The organism is Lysinibacillus sp. NPDC093692 (genome assembly GCF_050280125.1).
GTDB lineage: Bacteria > Bacillota > Bacilli > Bacillales_A > Planococcaceae > Lysinibacillus.
Window position 1 is genome coordinate 24,923 of sequence record NZ_JBNNUW010000006.1, and the last position, 18,626, is coordinate 43,548.

At 34.6% G+C, this 18,626-nt stretch carries 17 protein-coding genes; 11 read left to right on the plus strand and 6 right to left on the minus strand.

All coding sequences use genetic code 11. From position 1 onward, the window contains the following. Nucleotide 1 precedes the first annotated feature (1 nt). Entirely contained in the window at nucleotides 2-1,018 is a 1,017-nt protein-coding gene (locus ACQKN4_RS08315; protein ID WP_079562118.1) for a FecCD family ABC transporter permease, read from the minus strand. Next, complete coding sequence (locus tag ACQKN4_RS08320; protein ID WP_427483285.1) at nucleotides 1,015-2,070, minus strand: FecCD family ABC transporter permease; 1,056 nt, start codon at nucleotides 2,068-2,070, stop codon at nucleotides 1,015-1,017. Before ACQKN4_RS08320 ends, ACQKN4_RS08315 begins: the two co-directional genes overlap by 4 nt. Before the next feature lie 716 nt (nucleotides 2,071-2,786). Here ACQKN4_RS08320 and ACQKN4_RS08325 point away from each other — a divergent pair. Then, entirely contained in the window at nucleotides 2,787-4,559 is a 1,773-nt protein-coding gene (locus ACQKN4_RS08325; protein ID WP_427483287.1) for an oleate hydratase, read from the plus strand. A 75-nt stretch (nucleotides 4,560-4,634) separates the two neighbouring features. Here the strand turns inward: ACQKN4_RS08325 and ACQKN4_RS08330 are convergent, their stop codons facing one another. Further along, nucleotides 4,635-6,299, minus strand: coding sequence for a methyl-accepting chemotaxis protein (locus tag ACQKN4_RS08330; protein ID WP_427483289.1), 1,665 nt, complete (start codon nucleotides 6,297-6,299; stop codon nucleotides 4,635-4,637). Nucleotides 6,300-6,950: 651 nt separating this feature from the next. Here ACQKN4_RS08330 and ACQKN4_RS08335 point away from each other — a divergent pair. The 3 genes from ACQKN4_RS08335 (at nucleotide 6,951) to ACQKN4_RS08345 (ending at nucleotide 9,104) form a co-directional block, all read left to right on the plus strand. Further along, nucleotides 6,951-7,526: a GNAT family N-acetyltransferase gene (locus ACQKN4_RS08335; RefSeq protein ID WP_427483291.1), complete on the plus strand. Its 576-nt coding sequence runs from the start codon at nucleotides 6,951-6,953 to the stop codon at nucleotides 7,524-7,526. 42 nt (nucleotides 7,527-7,568) lie between these two features. Then, on the plus strand, nucleotides 7,569-8,072 hold the full coding sequence (locus ACQKN4_RS08340) for a GNAT family N-acetyltransferase (protein ID WP_079562122.1): 504 nt from the start codon (nucleotides 7,569-7,571) through the stop codon (nucleotides 8,070-8,072). Between the two features lie 96 nt (nucleotides 8,073-8,168). Then, the gene (locus ACQKN4_RS08345; protein ID WP_427483294.1) at nucleotides 8,169-9,104 is read left to right on the plus strand and encodes an alpha/beta fold hydrolase; all 936 of its coding nucleotides are present in this window, start codon (nucleotides 8,169-8,171) and stop codon (nucleotides 9,102-9,104) included. Between the two features lie 66 nt (nucleotides 9,105-9,170). Here the strand turns inward: ACQKN4_RS08345 and ACQKN4_RS08350 are convergent, their stop codons facing one another. Next, the gene (locus ACQKN4_RS08350; RefSeq protein WP_427483296.1) at nucleotides 9,171-9,740 is read right to left on the minus strand and encodes a TetR/AcrR family transcriptional regulator; all 570 of its coding nucleotides are present in this window, start codon (nucleotides 9,738-9,740) and stop codon (nucleotides 9,171-9,173) included. 143 nt (nucleotides 9,741-9,883) lie between these two features. On the opposite strand from ACQKN4_RS08350, the gene ACQKN4_RS08355 reads away from it, so the two are divergent. The 5 genes from ACQKN4_RS08355 to ACQKN4_RS08375 all read left to right on the plus strand — a co-directional run bounded on the left by ACQKN4_RS08355 (nucleotide 9,884) and on the right by ACQKN4_RS08375 (nucleotide 13,276). Then, nucleotides 9,884-10,801, plus strand: coding sequence for a DsbA family protein (locus ACQKN4_RS08355; protein WP_427483496.1), 918 nt, complete (start codon nucleotides 9,884-9,886; stop codon nucleotides 10,799-10,801). 34 nt (nucleotides 10,802-10,835) lie between these two features. After that, nucleotides 10,836-11,141, plus strand: coding sequence for a monooxygenase (locus ACQKN4_RS08360; RefSeq protein ID WP_427483298.1), 306 nt, complete (start codon nucleotides 10,836-10,838; stop codon nucleotides 11,139-11,141). 271 nt (nucleotides 11,142-11,412) lie between these two features. Then, nucleotides 11,413-12,270 (plus strand): ABC transporter ATP-binding protein, encoded by an 858-nt coding sequence (locus ACQKN4_RS08365; RefSeq protein ID WP_427483498.1) that lies wholly within the window; start codon nucleotides 11,413-11,415, stop codon nucleotides 12,268-12,270. 4 nt (nucleotides 12,271-12,274) lie between these two features. After that, the gene (locus tag ACQKN4_RS08370) at nucleotides 12,275-12,889 is read left to right on the plus strand and encodes an ABC-2 transporter permease (RefSeq protein ID WP_427483300.1); all 615 of its coding nucleotides are present in this window, start codon (nucleotides 12,275-12,277) and stop codon (nucleotides 12,887-12,889) included. A gap of 117 nt (nucleotides 12,890-13,006) precedes the next feature. Continuing rightward, on the plus strand, nucleotides 13,007-13,276 hold the full coding sequence (locus tag ACQKN4_RS08375) for a hypothetical protein (protein WP_427483302.1): 270 nt from the start codon (nucleotides 13,007-13,009) through the stop codon (nucleotides 13,274-13,276). 120 nt (nucleotides 13,277-13,396) lie between these two features. Here ACQKN4_RS08375 and ACQKN4_RS08380 read toward each other — a convergent pair whose 3' ends face one another. Continuing rightward, a complete protein-coding gene (locus tag ACQKN4_RS08380; protein ID WP_427483304.1) occupies nucleotides 13,397-15,025 on the minus strand; it encodes a hypothetical protein in 1,629 nt (542 codons plus the stop codon). A 2-nt stretch (nucleotides 15,026-15,027) separates the two neighbouring features. Beyond that, the gene (locus ACQKN4_RS08385) at nucleotides 15,028-15,804 is read right to left on the minus strand and encodes an ABC transporter ATP-binding protein (protein ID WP_079562130.1); all 777 of its coding nucleotides are present in this window, start codon (nucleotides 15,802-15,804) and stop codon (nucleotides 15,028-15,030) included. Nucleotides 15,805-16,246: 442 nt separating this feature from the next. Here ACQKN4_RS08385 and ACQKN4_RS08390 point away from each other — a divergent pair, with 442 nt between their 5' ends. Then, a complete protein-coding gene (locus ACQKN4_RS08390; RefSeq protein WP_427483305.1) occupies nucleotides 16,247-17,695 on the plus strand; it encodes a PLP-dependent aminotransferase family protein in 1,449 nt (482 codons plus the stop codon). After that, nucleotides 17,679-18,602, plus strand: coding sequence for a D-alanine--D-alanine ligase (locus ACQKN4_RS08395; RefSeq protein WP_276207761.1), 924 nt, complete (start codon nucleotides 17,679-17,681; stop codon nucleotides 18,600-18,602). Before ACQKN4_RS08390 ends, ACQKN4_RS08395 begins: the two co-directional genes overlap by 17 nt. Nucleotides 18,603-18,626 lie beyond the last annotated feature (24 nt).

Consider the following 18,626-nt stretch of genomic DNA (forward strand, 5'->3'; position numbering starts at 1 on the left):
TTTATTTTGTCCTCATAAGTAAATAAATAAAATAGGGTGCACCAATAATAGAAATAACAAAACCGACTGGTATCTCTGAGGTTGTTAGTACACTTCTTGAAATTAAATCTGCAAATAGTAATAGAAGCGTGCCGATTAATGCTGCTGTCGGTAACATAATTTGATGTTTCCCCCCAACAAGGCGTCTTGCCAAATGGGGTGCCATTAATCCGATAAATCCAATTCCACCAGCAACAGCTACCGATGCACCGGCCAAGCAAACGGCGATAAATAATAACTTACGTCTTTCCTTCTCTACATTTAGACCAAGGCCTACCGCCGCTGCATCTCCTAAATTCATGACATTCAATACATGTGCCTTGCAAAATGCGATTGGTATAAATATGAGCATCCAAGGAAGTGCACTTAATACAAATTTCCAATCTGTTCCCCATAAACTCCCTGCCAACCAAATAGTTGCAAAACGAAAATCATTTGAAGTCATTTTCATCGAGAAGATTAAACTAACAGCACCGAATCCTGCTGCAACTGCAATACCAACAAGAATTAAACGAGTGGATGAAACACCGTTCTTCCAAGCTAGAGTATAAATAATAACCGCTGCTAATAAGGCACCAACTAACGCAAATAACGGAAGAATGAATACAGATAGTAGCGTACCGGTTCCAACTTTCCCGAAGAAAAAATAGACGAAAACTACAACTGTTAATCCGGCACCAGCATTTATACCGATGATTCCTGGGTCAGCAAGTGGATTTCGAGATAAACCTTGCATGATAGCCCCTGATATCGCTAGCGCTGAGCCAACTAAAATAGCAATAACCATTCGAGGCATACGAAACTCGAATAAAATGACAGATTGTTCTTCAGAACCTAAACCAATTAACGATTTCAATACTTCTATTGGCGGTATTTTAAACGTTCCTGTATTTAAGCTAATTAAAAATACTGCCACAATTAGGCAAGCTAAAATAGCTAAAACTGAAATATTCTTTGTTGTTAAGATACGTTGCCTCATATTTTCCCTCTCCCTTCATTACGAGCTAAATAAAGGAAGAATGGAACGCCAATTAAAGCTGTAATTGCACCAATTGGCGTTTCAAATGGAGGATTGATCACACGCGATAACATATCTGCACATTCTATTAATAACCCACCTAGTACTGCTGAACATGGAATGACCCATCTATAATCGGATCCGACAAGAAAACGCGTCATATGTGGGATAATAAGCCCAACAAATCCGACAGAGCCTGCCATAGATACAGCTGATCCAGTTAAAACAAGCACAAGTACAGTACCAATAAATTTAATGAAGGTTGTATTTTGCCCAAGTCCAATTGCAATTTCTTCACCGAAACTTAAAATAGTAATGTATCTTGACAATAAAATTGCAATAACAAGACAAAGTAGTCCAATTGGTAGCAACATTTCAATACTTACCCATTTCACACCTGAAACGCCTCCTGCATTCCACATGCTTACTTCTTGAGCAAGATTGAAATAAAGTGCGATACTAGACGAAATGGCCCCAAGCAGTGCACTAATCGCTGCACCAGCTAACGCTAATTTAACAGGTGTTAGCCCTCCTGGTGAGAACGAACCTACACCATATACAATACTTGCGCCAAATGCAGCACCAATAAATGAAGCAATAACAAACATTATGTATGGGGAATTAGGGAAAAAAGCATATGTAATGGCAATTCCAAATACCGCACCGTCTGTAATCCCCATTAAAGAAGGTGAGGCAAGAGGGTTACGTGTCATACCTTGCATAATTGCTCCAGATACCGCTAGAAACGCACCAGCGACCACTCCTCCAATTGCTCTTGGAATGCGAAGCTCCCAAATGACATTATGATGTGTATTTGAAACATCAAACTGAAAAACAGCTTGCCAGACAGTCTTTAAACTAATATCTGCTGCTCCAAATGAAATGGACGTGCTCATACTGAAAGCTAATAAAATCGTACCTGCTATTAAAATAATAGAAGCTATAAGCGGTCTGCTCTTAATCTTTTTCATATTCGCTTCTTGTTGTTCTACGCTCCTTGCGCTTGCTTCCATTCGTTAACCATCCTAACTAACAACTTATATTCTTTTGAATGAGATTCATTCTCAATCAGAAATAAAAAATATAATTCTCATCCTAACTGATAATGATTCTCATAATCACTCGTCCTATTCTACATACCGCCCTTTTAGGTGTCAAACATTATTTTTAAAAATATATTAATTTTGTTTATTTTTATACGTTTAAAAATTCGTTTACAGCGCTTACATTAAGCGGTTTATCAAAAAGAGTGGAGAAAGTAAAATTATTCAAAGGATAATAAATTCGCATAGAAGCTTAAATAGTTTTATAAAAAGTAGATTTTACAAATTTGAATAAAACGGATTTAAAAAGTTGAATTAGTATTTTTTTGTTTTCTTACTATAGTAATTATGTGAGGCAGCACTTGAAAGGTTGTGTACTTTAACCACTTAGGACAGTCTTATGGTTAATAGTATAGAAGGAGATCATTCAATAAATCCAAGTTCCTTAAAGTTTAACCACTACAATGACAAACTAATTTTAGGTGTTGCATAAAATCGTTGATATAAAAGACATTGATAAACAATTTATAAAAATGCAATGAATTGTTATGTCAAATAATAGGGTATATGTATATTTAATGTTCAACTTCAAAATTGAATTTTTTGTTAATTTCTCTCTCATTTTACCATTATCATGCGAATTGGTGGTATGCTATATCACGATAATAGTTTATGGAGGCGGTATTATGTATTACAGTAATGGTAATTATGAGGCTTTCGCACGTCCTAAAAAACCTGAGGGTGTTGATGAGAAGTCAGCGTATCTTGTTGGTTCGGGGCTAGCTTCACTGTCAGCCGCATGTTTTTTAATTCGTGATGGTCAAATGAAGGGAGAGAATATTCATATTCTAGAAGAGCTAGATATCTCAGGAGGTAGCCTTGATGGTATTCTAAATCCGACAAGAGGTTTTATTATCCGTGGTGGTCGGGAAATGGAAGATCATTTTGAGTGCTTATGGGATTTATTCCGTTCAATCCCATCTTTAGAAGTAGAAAACGCTTCTGTTTTAGATGAATTTTATTGGTTAAACAAAGAGGATCCTAACTATTCTAAATGTAGATTGATTGAAAATAGAGGGCAAAGACTTGAGGATGATGGCAAGTTTACATTATCTGATAAAGCTTCTGAAGAAATGATTAGATTATTCTTTACTCCTGAAGAGAAGTTAGAGGATGTAAAAATTACAGATGTTTTCTCTGAAGAGTTCTTTGAATCAAACTTCTGGCTATATTGGTCAACGATGTTTGCTTTTGAAAAATGGCATTCAGCAATGGAAATGCGTCGTTATATTATGCGTTTCATTCACCATGTTGGGGGTCTACCTGATTTATCTGCTTTAAAATTTACGAAATATAACCAGTACGAATCGTTAGTACTGCCTATGATTAAATATTTAGAAAGCCATAATGTTGATTTCCAATTTAATACTGTTGTAGAGAATGTTTTAGTTGATAAAGTTGGAGACAAAAAAGTAGCTCATACTTTAGTGTTAAAACAAAATGGTGTGAAAAAGAACATTGAGTTAACAGAAAATGAATTAGTGTTTGTTACAAATGGCAGTATTACGGAGAGTACAACTTATGGTGACAATAATACGCCAGCTCCTATAAGCACTGATTTAGGTGGAAGCTGGTCACTTTGGAAAAACATCGCTTCTCAAGATTCTGAGTTTGGTAGACCAGAAAAATTCTGCGATGATCTTCCAGAAGAAAGTTGGTTTGTTTCAGCAACACTAACTACATTGGATGCTAAAGTTGCTCCATATATTGAAAAGATAAGTAAAAGAGATCCATATGCAGGCAAGGTAGTTACGGGGGGGATCGTAACTGCTACAGATTCTAATTGGATGCTAAGCTATACATTAAACCGACAACCTCATTTTAAAGATCAACCAAAAGACCAATTAGTAGTTTGGATTTATGGTTTGCTATCTAATAAACCTGGTGATTTTATTAAAAAGAGTATCACTGAATGTTCTGGAAGTGAGATAGCGCAAGAGTGGTTGTATCATATGGGTGTACCTGTAGACGAAATACCGGATTTAGCACAAAATTCTTGTAATACAATTCCATGTTACATGCCTTATATAACATCTTATTTCATGCCTAGAGCAATGGGAGATCGTCCTTTAGTTGTCCCTAAAGGATCTACTAACTTAGCCTTCATTGGTAACTTTAGTGAAACAGAAAGAGACACAGTATTCACAACTGAGTATTCAGTAAGAACAGCGATGGAAGCTGTTTATCAATTGTTAGATATTGATCGAGGCGTTCCAGAAGTATTTGGATCTACTTATGATATTCGTACTTTGCTCGCTTCAACTGCTCGCTTACTAGATGGTAAAAAATTAACAGATGTAGATGCGCCGTTTATGTTAAAACAAATAGGTAAATTTGGTATTCATAAAGTAAAAGACACGATCATCTATGATTTACTCAAAGACAGTAAATTGATATAGAAATATATGTTAAAAAAGCTGATTCAATTAAGAATCAGCTTTTTTTGCAATACTATTTAGTCTTGCTTCGTTCAGTTAAATAGTGAATTTTTTCATTTCATCTCTTAAAGCATCCACCATAGCGGTAAGATCCTTTGCTTTTTCAGAAACAGTTTCAATGCCTTTAAGCTGTTCAGTTGCGGATGCTGAGACTTGTTCTGCTCCAGCAGAGGTTTCTACTGCAGAAGCGGATATGTTTTGAACTGCACTAACGATTTGCTCTTTGCGCTTATTCATCTCATGAGATAAATGTTTCACCTCTTGTGCCACTTCACTAGTTTGGTCTAGAGCTACCTTTATTGTATGGAAGATTTCACTAGTATCCTCTGTAGCTTTAGCATTTTGCTCAACAATGCTAAGGCTTGTACTAATTTCCTCCACAGCACTATTAGATATATTTTGAATTGCGGAGATTTTATTTTTAATATCTTCAGTGGCAGTGGATGTCTGTTCTGATAATTTTCGAATTTCATCAGCAACAACCGCGAAACCTTTACCTGCTTCACCTACTCGAGCTGATTCAATGGATGCATTTAGAGCCAATAAATTAGTTTGAGTTGCGATATCTGTAATTGTATTGACAATGCTTGATATATCAGATGAAGTATTATTTACTTCTTGAACGATGTTACTTACTTGTTGAGAAGAATCACGATTCTTCTCTGACCAAATAGAAAGTTGGTTAATCGTTTCTACACCTTGATTACTTAATTGTTCAATATCCTCTGTCATGGAAGCAATTTTTTCTGTATGCACAATAACACGATCAATATTTCCGGATAGTTGATTTAATTGTTCAGCACTTTTTTCTGTATCATGAGCCTGCTCTTCTGTAGCTTTTGCTATTTCATTAATAGCTGAGCTAATTTCGTCAGTTGTACGTACCGTATCTTCTGCTACTTGAATAAGAATTTGTGATGAATCTGATAACTCGGTGCTAGTATTATGTATGTTGACGGTAACATTCTTTAATGAAGATTGCATGCCAGAGATGCCTTTCGCCATAAGACCAATTTCATCTTGATGATTTAAAAGTTTTTCTAATTCTGGATTTGCGGTGAAGTCTAAGCTTGTTGTTTGATGAATAATATTTTCGAGATTCTTAATAGCGGCAACAATGCGACCGATAATCCACCACATTAAAGCACCTATAATGATAAAGCTCACTACACCTGTAATAATCTGATAGCTTAGTACAGAGTTTGTAATAGATTGAATACCACTTTCAGGCACTCCAATATCAATTACTCCATAAAGCTCGCCATCTTTATAGATAGGCTCCATGATGTCATATGTCCATATACCTTGAACTTCGGCATACCATCTTGTAAATTGCTTTTTTCCTTGTTTAGCACCATCGATTGTGTATGTATCCGTATATGTTTTTCCTAGTTTATCTTTATCACTATGCGCTACAGCTTTTACATTGGTATCAATGACAACAGCATAAGTCACATTCTCTTGTTGTGCTTTTAACTCCATAAAATCTTGTAAAGCTGGAATGGGATCACGCTCAGAGTTTAATATAGTTTCTGCTTGCTTTGCGATTTCATAGACCTGTTCATTGGCCTTCTCAATTAAAACTTCTTTACTATTTTTACCAACAACCCAAACACCTAATACAGAATTGATTACAGATGACAATAGCAGCAAACTTAATGTAAAGAACAATAAACGTCGCTTCATACTTTTAATTTTCAAATAGTTTCCTCCTCTGAGTTTTGTTGGAAATTTATACCTAAAAAAACTCGAATTTTAAGTATAGTATTAAGCAATGGAACAGGAATGTCAATGACATATTGTAAGACTTGTTACTTATATTGTGTCAAAGATAGGGATAAAAGTCCTTTTATTTTTCGGTAATATTATAAAACTTAGAACGGATCGTAAATACCTATTTTAGGAGAGAAAGCAATGTTAGTTGTTTTACATATTCTCTCATTTACAATTTATATTAGTAGATGGCAACCAGCTTTTATTTCGTTGGTTGCTTTTTAGTTAAAAAGTAAAGAATTATAGAGCGTTTTAATTCCCTTCCAATTCCAGACGCAATTATGCCGAGGCATAATTGATTTTTTATAACGATTATCTGTCGGGAGCGGACAGGGTTACTTTAGGTGAAAAATATTATTTGTCTTCAAAGAGCATCCAAAGAATTGTACTAAAAGAGAAAAGAAGAAGAATAGAATAGAATTAGCCAGTGTGGTTTTTGACCACATTGGCTTATTTTCTTTTATGAAATATGTATGAGGTTTTTTCAGGCAATATAGGTAGGGTATAATTTAATCAGCTTCTTTTGAATTTTCATCTTTAGTCTATTTTGATAGTCATTCAAACAAAGGGGAGAAAAAAATGAACTTTACCGAACTATTAGGAAGCTCTTTTCCAACAGTACAAACTGAACAGATTATATTAAGAAAGTTGAAGTTGGAGGATGCCCCTGCGTTATTCAACTATTATTCAAATGAAAATGTAAATCGTTATCTTGATTGGAACGGACCAGAGACTTTAGAAAGAAGTTATGAAGTAATTCATTTTTGGAACGAAGGCTATGATAAAGGTTGGATTGTTCGTTTTGCTATTGCTAACAAAGAAACGGATGAAATTATTGGTACCATTTTCTTGAGTGAATTTGCAGGCAAACGAGCTGAAATTGGCTATGAATTATCTGAAGAATATTGGCATCGTGGTATTATGTCTGAAGCTGTTAAAGAAGTATTATCAATAGGATTTAATCAGTTAGGTTTAGTAAGAATACAGGCAATTGTGACGGAAGAAAATATAGCATCAAAGAAGTTATTGTCGAAATTCAACTTTAAGGAAGAGGGCTGTTTAAGACAGTTTGAATGCCATAGTGTTACAGGAGAATGCAAAGATATGTTGATCTATAGCTTGTTGAATACCGAGTTTTCGAAGAAGCATATATAAGTTATATGGTAGTTTTTTTAAAAACTAAGGGGGTTAGTTAGCTTGGAAATATCAATTAATAGCTTGCAAGAACGTGACGCAGAAGAATTATTTCAGTTTGAAACGGATAATAGACTATTTTTTGAACAAACGGTCCCTAGTCGTGGGGAAGATTATTATAAGTTTGACACTTTTAAAATAAAACTTAGAGAACTTTTAGCTGAACAAGAAGAAGAGAAATCGAAATTCTACTTAATAAGGGATAACTCAGGCAATATTATTGGGAGAATTAATTTAGTCGATATAGATATAACGAATGATATAGCAGAAGTCGGTTATAGAGTAGGTAAAGAATATGGCGGAAAAGGAATAGGGGCAAAAGCCTTAAAACTACTTTTAGAAACAGAAGTAAGTGTAAAAAAGATTAAAGCAAAAACAACAACAACTAATATTGCCTCTCAAAAGGTTCTTGAAAAAAACGGTTTTAAACAAGTGTGTATAAGTGGTGATGAGTTCGAAATGAATGGCCAAAAGATGCGGTTTATCGATTACATGTTGGAACTCTAAAGGCTATACAAATGTTGTTGGGGGAATTTTCATCTGTTCTTGATGAATAGTAAAAATCTTGTGAGGGGCGGTTGAAAGACAGTGTTTAAAGGAATATTGATACTTTTTTCAATTATTGCAGCGATATTTTTGTTAATCATTGTGACAAGTTATATTATTCATCAAAACCAATTATCGAAGGAAGATCAATTATTTACGTCAACAGGGAAAATGGTAGAAGTGAATGGTCATCAGATGCATGTGTACATAGAAGGAGATGGAGAAGATACGCTTGTATTTATGTCTGGAGGAGGCACAAGCTCACCTGTTTTAGATTTTAAATCATTATATTCATTATTAAGCGATAAATATAAAATTGTTGTCGTTGAAAAGGCAGGCTATGGATTTAGTGACATTTCAGATACTGACCGTGATATGGATACTATTCTACAAGAAACAAGAGAAGCTTTATTAAAATCAGGTGTTGAAGGACCATATATTTTATTTCCTCATTCTATGTCTGGCATTGAAGCATTGTATTGGGCACAAGTCTACCCGAATGAAGTAAAGGCAATTATAGGATTGGATATGGCCGTTCCTGCCGCATATAAAGAGTATGATATAAATATGCCTCTAATTCATTTAAGTGCCTTTGCTGCAAATATTGGTTTTACTAGATGGATTTCGGGTCTGTCTGAAAGTGATGCTATAAAATATGGGACTTTAACAGATGAGGAAAAAGAGATGTATAAAGTGATTTTTTACCGCAGAACGGCAACTAAAAATATGATAAATGAAGTTCAGTATATTAAAGAAAATGCTGAAAAGGTAGGAGCGGCTAGAATTCCAAATGTTCCTCTGCTTTTGTTCTCTTCAAACGGTCAAGGGACAGGTTGGAATGAGGAGGCGTGGAATGAATTTCAAAGAGATTTCATCAGTAAGCATAAAGAAAGCAAATTAATAAAATTGGATTGCTCACACTATATTCATGATATTGAATTTAAGCGAATAGCGGACGAATCAGAAAAATATATAGAGAGTTTAAATCGTTAAATATTCAGAGCATGTTTTGAACAATCTTTTCAAAACATGCCCTATTTTTATGTGATATGGAAACTCCTAGTTTTTAGAATCTAATGTAGTCCCAGATAATATATAAGGTATTGACGATTTAATAAATTCCTCCGGGGATTTATCTGTACCATTTTTCCTCCATTCCACAGAAGCACCGTAAATTCCCCAGCCTAGTATGACAGCGGTAGTTTTTAGTGCCGCATCCTCTTTTGTATTATGTTGTATTAATAACATCTTGTATAAAACGATTTCGAGATGCTCCCTAATAATACGGGAAATGGTATCTTCGTATCCTCTATGACATCGATTAGATAAAGATTTTTGAAAGTTCGTGATGGCTATAAAAATACGAATAATTGATTCTTCATTTAGATCACTTTTTTCGAAGATACTACAATTTAAATTAACTAATAATACTTCGGATAATACCTTATCCAATAAATCATATACATCTTGAAAGTGATAATAGAATGTTGCGCGATTAATCATAGCTTCTATCGTAATATCCTTCACAGTAATATCCTTAAACTCTTTTTGACCTGAAAGTTCAATAAAAGAATCCATAATTAATTTGCGAGTACGAAGAACACGAGGGTCAGTCTTTGATTGAGTCATATTTTTGTATCACTCCCTACTTTTTAAACAATTTCTTCGATGTGTTGTATATACGACAAATCTAAAGAACTATTGGTACAGATGATCTTCATTATTTACTAAACTACGCTTATAAAGCAATTAAAATGAAAGTGGTGAGTATGATGACGAACAATAATTTAATCTGTGATTTAGAAACTGGCGTATGTGGTGTTTCAGAAGATAACGAAATGCAGGTGATTGATTTCGATCAAAAAAGGAAATCGATTAATTTATATTATGTGACAGATCCAATCTGCTCGCATTGTTGGGCATTAGAACCGATTCTTCGTCGCTTTGTAGAGCAATACGGTCATTATATAAATTTCCATACTATAATGGGCGGTTTGCTAGAAAAATGGGCCGGCTTTGCTGATGTATCTAATGGTATATCACGCCCATCTGATGTGGCTGGACACTGGAGAGAGGTTGGCGAGCAGAGTCGTATGCCGATTGATGGTACGCTTTGGCTTGAGAATCCCATTCAGTCCTCCTATCCTCCATCTAAGGTTTTTAAAGTGATTCAACAGCAAAATGAGGATTTAGCAAATATATTTTTACGCCGCGCAAGAGAAGCAGTTTTCGTATTTAATCAAAATATTGCAGAGAAATCTGTTTTAATTGAAATCGTTAATAATATCGGACTTGATGGGGAGAAGGTTATAAAAGAGGCCGAGCTATCGATTGGACAGCGATTATTAAGTGAGGATTTTGCGCTAGCTTCACAACTAGGCGTAAAAGGATTTCCAAGTATTATCATGTTGAACAAAGAAAATAAAGGTGTGAAAATTGTCGGCAGCCGAACGTTAGAATCATATATTGCTGGGCTAAAACAAGTTCTTCATTTAGATGAACTACAGCCAAAACAACAACCAGCACTTTTCAGTTTACTTGAGAAAGAAAAGCTTCTTTTTTCGAAAGAGATTGAAGTTATGTATGATATTGAGCAAAAAGATATCAACGTATTTGCTGAAAAAGAGCTTTCAACGACTGCTTATGATGCGAAAGAAATACTTGGTGAAACTTATTTTGTAATGAAATAAAAGAGTCGCTATTTATAAAATGGGGGTTTTAATCATGAAATATTTATTACAAGTCGATTTTACAATGGATGGACCATTCGGTGAAGAAATGTCCGAGGCATTCGTTGATTTAGCCAAAAGTATTAATGAAGAGTCAGGTGTGATTTGGAAGATTTGGACTGAGAATGCAGCGGCTAAAGAAGCGGGTGGGATCTATTTATTTGAAACCAAAACAGATGCTGAACAATATTTAATTATGCATTCAGAACGGTTAACAAGTTTTGATGTTACCGATATTCGTGGGAAGATCTTCGAAGTGAATGAAGCATTATCAACAATTAATCATGCACTAATTAAATAGTTACCTAGGCTAAGGTTTATCAACTAAATAATTCGGAATCGAAAACATGGGATTGTAATTTAACAGTCCCATGTTCTTTTTTGGGGCTAATAATAATTCTTTACTTGCAAAATTAGTATAGTGTGTATATATTGTATATAAAGTGTATATACATTGTATTATAGATCTTGAGAAATACGGATGGATTCTATTTGTTGGAAAGGTTCGTTCATTTCGCGAAAGAAACGGACACTAAAGAAATGCTTACATTATTGTATACGGAGGATGAATGATGGAAAATGTCATTGAATTACAGAATATTCATAAAGTCTTTAATGGATTTCAGGTAAAGGATTTTTCTATTAACGTTAAAAAGGGCTATGTAACTGGATTTATTGGGGGAAATGGTGCAGGTAAATCAACAACGATCAAGTTGATAATGAACTTATTACAGCAAGATAGTGGTACTGTTTCATTATTTGGTATGAAATATAAGGGACATGGGAAAGAAATAAAAGAACGTATTGGTTTTGTCTATGATGAAAATGTCTTTTATGAAAATGTAACGTTAAAGGATATGAAAAAGATTATTAAACCCGCCTATAAAAACTGGGATGATAACACTTTTCAACATTATGTTGAAAAATTCGAACTACCATTGAATAAAAATATGAAGAACTTTTCGAAGGGAATGAAGATGAAAGCTTCGTTAGCCATTGCTCTAGCTCATCATGCAGAATTAATTATTATGGATGAGCCAACTGCTGGGCTCGATCCGATATTTCGAAGAGAGTTACTAAACATTTTGCATGAGTTAATGCAGGATGGTGAAAAAACAATTTTCTTTTCAACACATATTACAACAGATTTAGATCGTATTGCGGATTATATTACCTTTATTCATAACGGAGAACATATTTTCACGAAAGAATTTTATAAAATTGAAGAGGAATATGCCCTTGTCAAAGGGAATTTAGATTTATTGGATATAGAAACGGAACAAGAGTTTATTTCGATTAGAAAAACGAATGCAGGCTTTGAAGCATTAACAGCTGATAAAAATCGTGTGGCAAACATATTTGGGGATTCTGTGATTGTGGAAAAACCAACGCTTGAAGATATTATGTATTATACGAAGAAAGGGTGGTAACTGTATGTTTAACCTTATATTTAAGGATATTTTAATACAAAAGAAAGTATTCTTAATTTACATTGCTACTATAATAATTTACTTATTGATAGATGTTTCTCCAATTCCTATTGCAGTTGTATGTAGTCTAACCTTTATTAATATGGCTTTGTCTTATGATGAAAAAGATAACGCTAATATGCTGCTCAATTCGCTTCCATATACGAGAAGGGAAATTGTTTCTTCAAGGTATGTAGGTGTATTAATATTTACATCACTATTTATAATGCTTACTTACGGAGGGAGTTTCCTGTTAAATGGAAAAGAAACACCGTTTTCGTGGAAAGCAATACTGCTAATTATCGGTATTGTCATGGTCGCTATTTCACTCTTGCTCCCAGTGTTTTATAAATTTAAAAGGCAATATTTAATGTTTGCTGCAGGTGCTTTATTTGGCATCTATCTAGCAACGATTAAGCTTTTAATCCCTAATTTAAATGAAACATTAAGGGAATTGACACGAAAGTTCCTAGCTTTACAAGAAACGCAAATGTATCTTGTAGCTATCCTTACAATTGCTATATTGTATATTGGGTCATGGCTACTATCTATTCGTATATATGAGAAAAAAGCTTTTTAAAGCGGTTTTCTTATAAGCTCCAACCAAAAAACAGCTTCATCCTAATTGGTTAGCTATTAATTAAGTGTAGTTCTGCAAACACTTCTAATGAAATGTTTTTAAAGGAGGAGGATAATTATGGGCAAGTCTATTGTAAAAGCTCTTATTTCTACATTAGTGACCTTACTTGGAATTTTTATTGTTTTTTGGTTATTGGATAAAATTGAAGCTGGTGTAAGGGGAGCGGACAATCTATTTAGCACTTTAGATAATGTAGGCATTTCATTTATAAATGTATACAATTTAGAAGCTTATAATATCGGTGCGAGTATTGCTGTAATTATCTCTGTATTACATTTAATTGTTGTTGTAGCTAGTGAGAAAGTTAAAAAAGCTAATGAAAAATAACTTGATCTGATTAGACCAAGTTATTTATATATGATAGTTCATGAAGTGTAGCTAGGAGGGGCATCCACTAAGCAAAGGGATGGTTAGTATAGCTTGCTAGATTTTTACGGTCACTAGATATTACTGTGTACGTTTAAAAACTAGTTTCCATATAATTAAATTCGTGATAATAAGCACAATTAGATAAATAATTGACCCAAAGGAAATCTGACTAGCTATTAAATAGTGTAGCCCCGCCAGCATACCTAATGGAATTAACAACAAAAGAGTTTTCCAACTCTGAGCATCGCCAACTTCATTATAAGGCTTTGTGAAAGGAATCTTGCTTCCCATTCCGAGGTAACAAATGACTGTGTACATGCAGCTTGCTACTAAAACAGTCAGTAAATCAGGGATAATTCTCGTACCATAAATGAAGCAGAAAATGATGCTCAGAACAATATACAATGGAATATACAATTTAATCAAAAATGCTTTTAAGCTACCTTTTTTTAAGTTTGTATAATCTTTCATTGGAAAGACTTTATAGATCCAAGCGGCTTTATATTTGCCGGAATGCCCAAGCAAAAGCACAGCTGTCGGAATAATTAGCATGCTGAAATAAATGTTCAAATAGCCCATGCTAACGGAATAATCAATAGCTTCGTTCCTTGAAAAAGAAAACATAAAAATAAATGGAATGACAAATGAAAATCCTAAAGATGGATATACTTTCAGTTTAAACTCTCGCTCCTGTTTCATCATAAGGGAGGCGAAGCGGTAAAAAGCTCTTTCTTCATTTGTTCTACAAATGATTGTTAACAAAATCGTTTTAAGTCGATTGTTCTTTTCTTTTTTCGATTTGCTAGTGTTTAATAGTTTTTGCAGATTACGTTCAAAGGTTGGAATTAGCTTTAGGTAAAGCCATATTGAAATGATCGGCATGACGACAGCTAAAATACTAAAGATCACTGTAAATAAAGAGACGTCACCGTTTAGCAGTAATTCATAAGGAGCGGCAAACCACATAGGAATGAGAAAAACACTCCACCAATGAAATGTTACGACCATATCAAAATTGACGAATTCAAAGGATCTAATAAGAACTTGATAGCCAATCATCAGCATTAAGGATAAGCCGATTTGTACATAATTGATGACATCTTTCAGCTTTTCTCCATCAAAGAATCTTAAAATAGCAATATATAAAACAGCAGTTAATACGACAATAAAAATATTAATTAAAACTAGTAAGAGCAACGTTAAAATAAAGAATACAATTCCTTGCCTAAATAGGCCAACGACTAAGGAGATGGCAGTAAAAGCGATCGTTAAATACGTCAAGTAGATGAAAATATGCATAAATTTGGCCGCATTGACCGTCCTAGCAGAGATAGGCTTGGTCGAGAGAATGCTTCTGTCCCGTACATCCAAAAGTACGGAAGAAAAATCAGAAATCAATGTTGTCATGATGATAAAAATAATCATGGCATAAGCAATACTCATCTGGAAAAGATAGTTTTGACCAAATCCCATAAAAGGAATTAACATAAGCCCAAATAATACATAAATCCATAAAGATTTGATGTAGCCGTATTTTTGCTCTTCTTTGTTTTTATTTGATGCTTGGTTAAATATTGTCGGTACTTTGCGCTCATCCATTGTTAGTTTTATATGGAGAATCTTTCTCATGATGTCGTAATCGATGCCCATTCTCACAAAGATAAATTGAATTTTATCAAGCAATTGTAGGATTTTAAAATCTTTCATGTTCATACCTCTTGTACAATAGAAACGAATTTCTCGCCAATTTCCTGATGATCATGGAAGCCTGTCAATTGGTTGAAAATTCTTTCCAGAGTTCCTTCAGTATTGTCTGCCTGTAGTTGGGCAAATGTCCCGTCGGCAGCAATTTTCCCATCATTCAACAAAATGATACGACTACTGATTTTTTCGACAACATCCATGATATGAGAGGAATAAAATATTGTTTTTCCTTGGGCAGCCAGTTGAGTCAAAATTTCTTTGAAGATCATCACACTATTTGCATCTAACCCATTGATTGGCTCATCTAAAAATAACAAGTCGGGATTATGTATAAGGCTAGCGATAATTAATAGCTTTTGCCGCATCCCTTTTGAATAAGAAGATATTCTGGAATGATACGCTTCTCCAACACCGAACAATTCCATTAAGGATTTTGATTTATCAGCAGCCACCTCTAATTCAAGACCATAAAGCTGCCCGATGAAGGTTAAATACTCATACCCCGTTAAATTATCGTAAACGTCTGCTATCTCCGGTACATAGCCAATTCTTCGTTTATATTCAAGGCTGTCTTTGCCGATATTCTCTCCGAAAAGCTTAATGTCTCCACCGTAATCGCCTTCAATTCCTAAAATGATTTTGACAGTCGTACTTTTACCAGCACCGTTCGGGCCGATATAGCCAATGATTTCACCCCTCGAGACGTGCAAGTCGATTCCTTTTAATATTTCCTTGCTACCATAACTTTTCGTCAAATTTGTAATCGTTAAGATTTCTTCCATGTTGTAACTCCTTTCTGTTTTTCACTTTATCTTATGTTCAGTGTAATTGATTTAGAGAAAATATCCATAAATATAATATAACATTTAAAAGTGGGTAAATATTCCTCTTCGGAAATGAAGTGGGTTCTTTAGAGGACTGTTAAAAAAGAACTGTATATCAAAATGATTACTTATTCCCAGGAGATGAGTAAGATTAGTGCTTTAAGATACTATATGAAGTTATGAATATTTTCGAAGTGTTCAATTAGAACTTATTAAATATACAACGATTCATGTTCAAGAATAAAAATAATAAATAGCATATAATAGGTGCAATTCTTCATGTTGAAGGATTGCATTCTTTTGAGGTTGGAACCATACCACTCGGATGGGAAAATACATATACTGTGGACCTTTTGAGTTAGATACGGTTATGCAAAAATAAAGCAAGGAGGTCAAGGAAATGTTTAATGATTTTAAGCTTATCGATGATCGTCCGGTTTATATTCAGTTAAAAGATTATTTGAAGGAAAAGATTATGAAGGGACACTTGCTGGAGCATCAGAAGCTTCCATCAACCCGTGAACTAAGTAAATTATTATTGGTCAGTAGAAATACGGTACTGAATGCATATGCAGATTTAGAGCAAGAGAGCATTATTTATGCGATAAAAGGAAAAGGAAACTTTGTAGGGAAGGTCACAACATTGAAAGCACCCTCCATCGAGCTTAAATGGAAGGAAAGGCTTAATAAAGCTACCTTATTAGCTGATGAATTAGATTTAATGAAGCAAGATATTCACTGGGAAAAAGGCATGATTTCCTTTAATAGCATCGCCCCCGAAGAAAAGCTTTTTGATGTTGAAAATTTTAAAAGATCCTTTCTGACTCGAATGTCCCTTGAAGGTGATATCGTTTTGAATTACGGGTACGCAAAGGGTTATAAACCGTTAATCGAGTACCTTCTTCACTATATGGAAATGAAGGGCGTAGATATTTCCAATAAGGATATTTTGATTACGAATGGCTTTACCGAGGGATTGGATATTTTAATATCTTCCTTAGCGAAAAAATCTGGATGTGTTATTTGCGAAAATCCTACTCATCATGCAGCATTAAAGCTTTTTCGCTTACATGGATTTGAGATCCACGGAATCGACATGAAGGATGACGGTATCGATATTGAACAAGTTGAGAAAAGCTTGTCGGAAAAGGAATTTGATTTTGCCTACTTAATCCCGTCTTATCATAACCCGACAGGCATTGTTACATCCTCTGAAAAAAGAGCTGAAATTATTAGGCTTTTTTCACAATATCAAATTCCGATTGTAGAGGATGGCTTTAATGAAGAATTACGTTATTCAGGCTCGCATTTAGCACCGTTAATGACTTTTATCGGTGAGGGCAATAATGTTATTTATATCAGTAGCTTTTCTAAAATTCTTTTTCCTGGCTTACGTGTTGGATGGATATTAGCAGATAAGGAGCTCATCAACTGTTTGGAAAGTATGAAAAGAGCCCGTACTATTCATACATCGACACTAGATCAGGCTGTACTTTATCAATATTTACAGGATGGCTATTTTGAAAAATATTTAAAAAAGTCTAAGTTCGTGTATAAGAAAAAATATGAATTAGCCCGTCAAGCATGCCATCAATACATCTCCTTTAAGAGAATGACAGGAGATGGTGGACTGCATCTCTTTATTGAGCTTGAAGAAGGAATGAATGCTCGTACATTATTGGGAAAGTGCTATCAAAGGGGAGTTGTTTTTTATCCTGGAGATGTTTTTTACAGTAATGGCGAAGGAAGTAACACATTTCGCTTAGGATTTTCCCGGCTAACAGAAGAGGATATTGTGCGGGGTATTAAGATCATTGGAGATACCTTGAAAAATGAAATGGGGAGTTGAAAATATGAAGGTTGGCGTTATTATGGGAGGCGTTTCCTCTGAAAAGCAGGTCTCTATTATGACAGGGGAGGAAATGATTGCTCATTTAGATAAGAGTAAATATGAAGTTGTAGCAATTGAATTACATGATAAAAAAGAGCTTATAGAAAAGGTGAAAAATCTCGATATTGCCCTGCTAGCGCTTCACGGGAAATTTGGAGAAGATGGAACGATTCAAGGTGTGCTAGAAACGTTAGGTGTTCCATATACCGGAAGTGGGATGCTATCTAGCGGTATTTGTATGGATAAAAATATATCGAAAAAAATTTTGCGTTATGAAGGAATTGAAACTCCAAATTGGCTTCATCTTTCGAATATTGAGGAGCTTCAGTGGGATGAGTTAGACAAAATGGGCTATCCGTTAGTAGTAAAACCTAATTCGGGTGGCTCCAGTGTAGGGGTAAAAATAGTTTATGATAAAGATTCTTTACTCACTTCGGTTGAGGACGTATTCAAATGGGATGCTGAAATCATTATTGAAAAATATATAAAGGGTGAAGAAATAACATGCTCTATTATAGATGGCAAGCTTTTACCGATTATTTCGATTCGCCATACAGCAACATTTTTTGATTACAAGGCGAAATACGAAGATGCCGCAACGATCGAGGAGGTTGTAGAACTTCCGTCTGCCATACATGACCGAGTTGCGAAAGCTGCAAAGGCCAGTTATGACGCATTAAAATGTAGTGTTTATGCCAGAATTGATATGATGCTCAAGGATGGAATCCCATATGTCATGGAGGTAAACACATTGCCAGGAATGACAAAAAACAGCTTACTGCCAAAAAGCGCATCCTCGGCAGGAATGTCTTATACACAACTTTTAGATACGATTATTGAAACTTCCTTACAGGTAAGAGAATAAAGGGTTCAGCTAAGCATGAATAGC

What these genes read in the sequence shown, in the direction of transcription:
- ACQKN4_RS08375 (WP_427483302.1), top strand. Translation starts at nt 13,007, where the DNA reads ATGGGCAAGTCTATTGTAAAAGCTCTTATTTCTACATTAGTGACCTTA.
- ACQKN4_RS08365 (WP_427483498.1), top strand. Translation starts at nt 11,413, where the DNA reads ATGGAAAATGTCATTGAATTACAGAATATTCATAAAGTCTTTAATGGA.
- ACQKN4_RS08355 (WP_427483496.1), top strand. Translation starts at nt 9,884, where the DNA reads ATGACGAACAATAATTTAATCTGTGATTTAGAAACTGGCGTATGTGGT.
- ACQKN4_RS08325 (WP_427483287.1), top strand. Translation starts at nt 2,787, where the DNA reads ATGTATTACAGTAATGGTAATTATGAGGCTTTCGCACGTCCTAAAAAA.
- ACQKN4_RS08320 (WP_427483285.1), bottom strand. Translation starts at nt 2,070, where the DNA reads ATGGAAGCAAGCGCAAGGAGCGTAGAACAACAAGAAGCGAATATGAAA.
- ACQKN4_RS08395 (WP_276207761.1), top strand. Translation starts at nt 17,679, where the DNA reads ATGAAATGGGGAGTTGAAAATATGAAGGTTGGCGTTATTATGGGAGGC.
- ACQKN4_RS08335 (WP_427483291.1), top strand. Translation starts at nt 6,951, where the DNA reads ATGAACTTTACCGAACTATTAGGAAGCTCTTTTCCAACAGTACAAACT.
- ACQKN4_RS08360 (WP_427483298.1), top strand. Translation starts at nt 10,836, where the DNA reads ATGAAATATTTATTACAAGTCGATTTTACAATGGATGGACCATTCGGT.
- ACQKN4_RS08370 (WP_427483300.1), top strand. Translation starts at nt 12,275, where the DNA reads ATGTTTAACCTTATATTTAAGGATATTTTAATACAAAAGAAAGTATTC.
- ACQKN4_RS08385 (WP_079562130.1), bottom strand. Translation starts at nt 15,804, where the DNA reads ATGGAAGAAATCTTAACGATTACAAATTTGACGAAAAGTTATGGTAGC.
- ACQKN4_RS08315 (WP_079562118.1), bottom strand. Translation starts at nt 1,018, where the DNA reads ATGAGGCAACGTATCTTAACAACAAAGAATATTTCAGTTTTAGCTATT.
- ACQKN4_RS08350 (WP_427483296.1), bottom strand. Translation starts at nt 9,740, where the DNA reads ATGACTCAATCAAAGACTGACCCTCGTGTTCTTCGTACTCGCAAATTA.
- ACQKN4_RS08390 (WP_427483305.1), top strand. Translation starts at nt 16,247, where the DNA reads ATGTTTAATGATTTTAAGCTTATCGATGATCGTCCGGTTTATATTCAG.
- ACQKN4_RS08380 (WP_427483304.1), bottom strand. Translation starts at nt 15,025, where the DNA reads ATGAAAGATTTTAAAATCCTACAATTGCTTGATAAAATTCAATTTATC.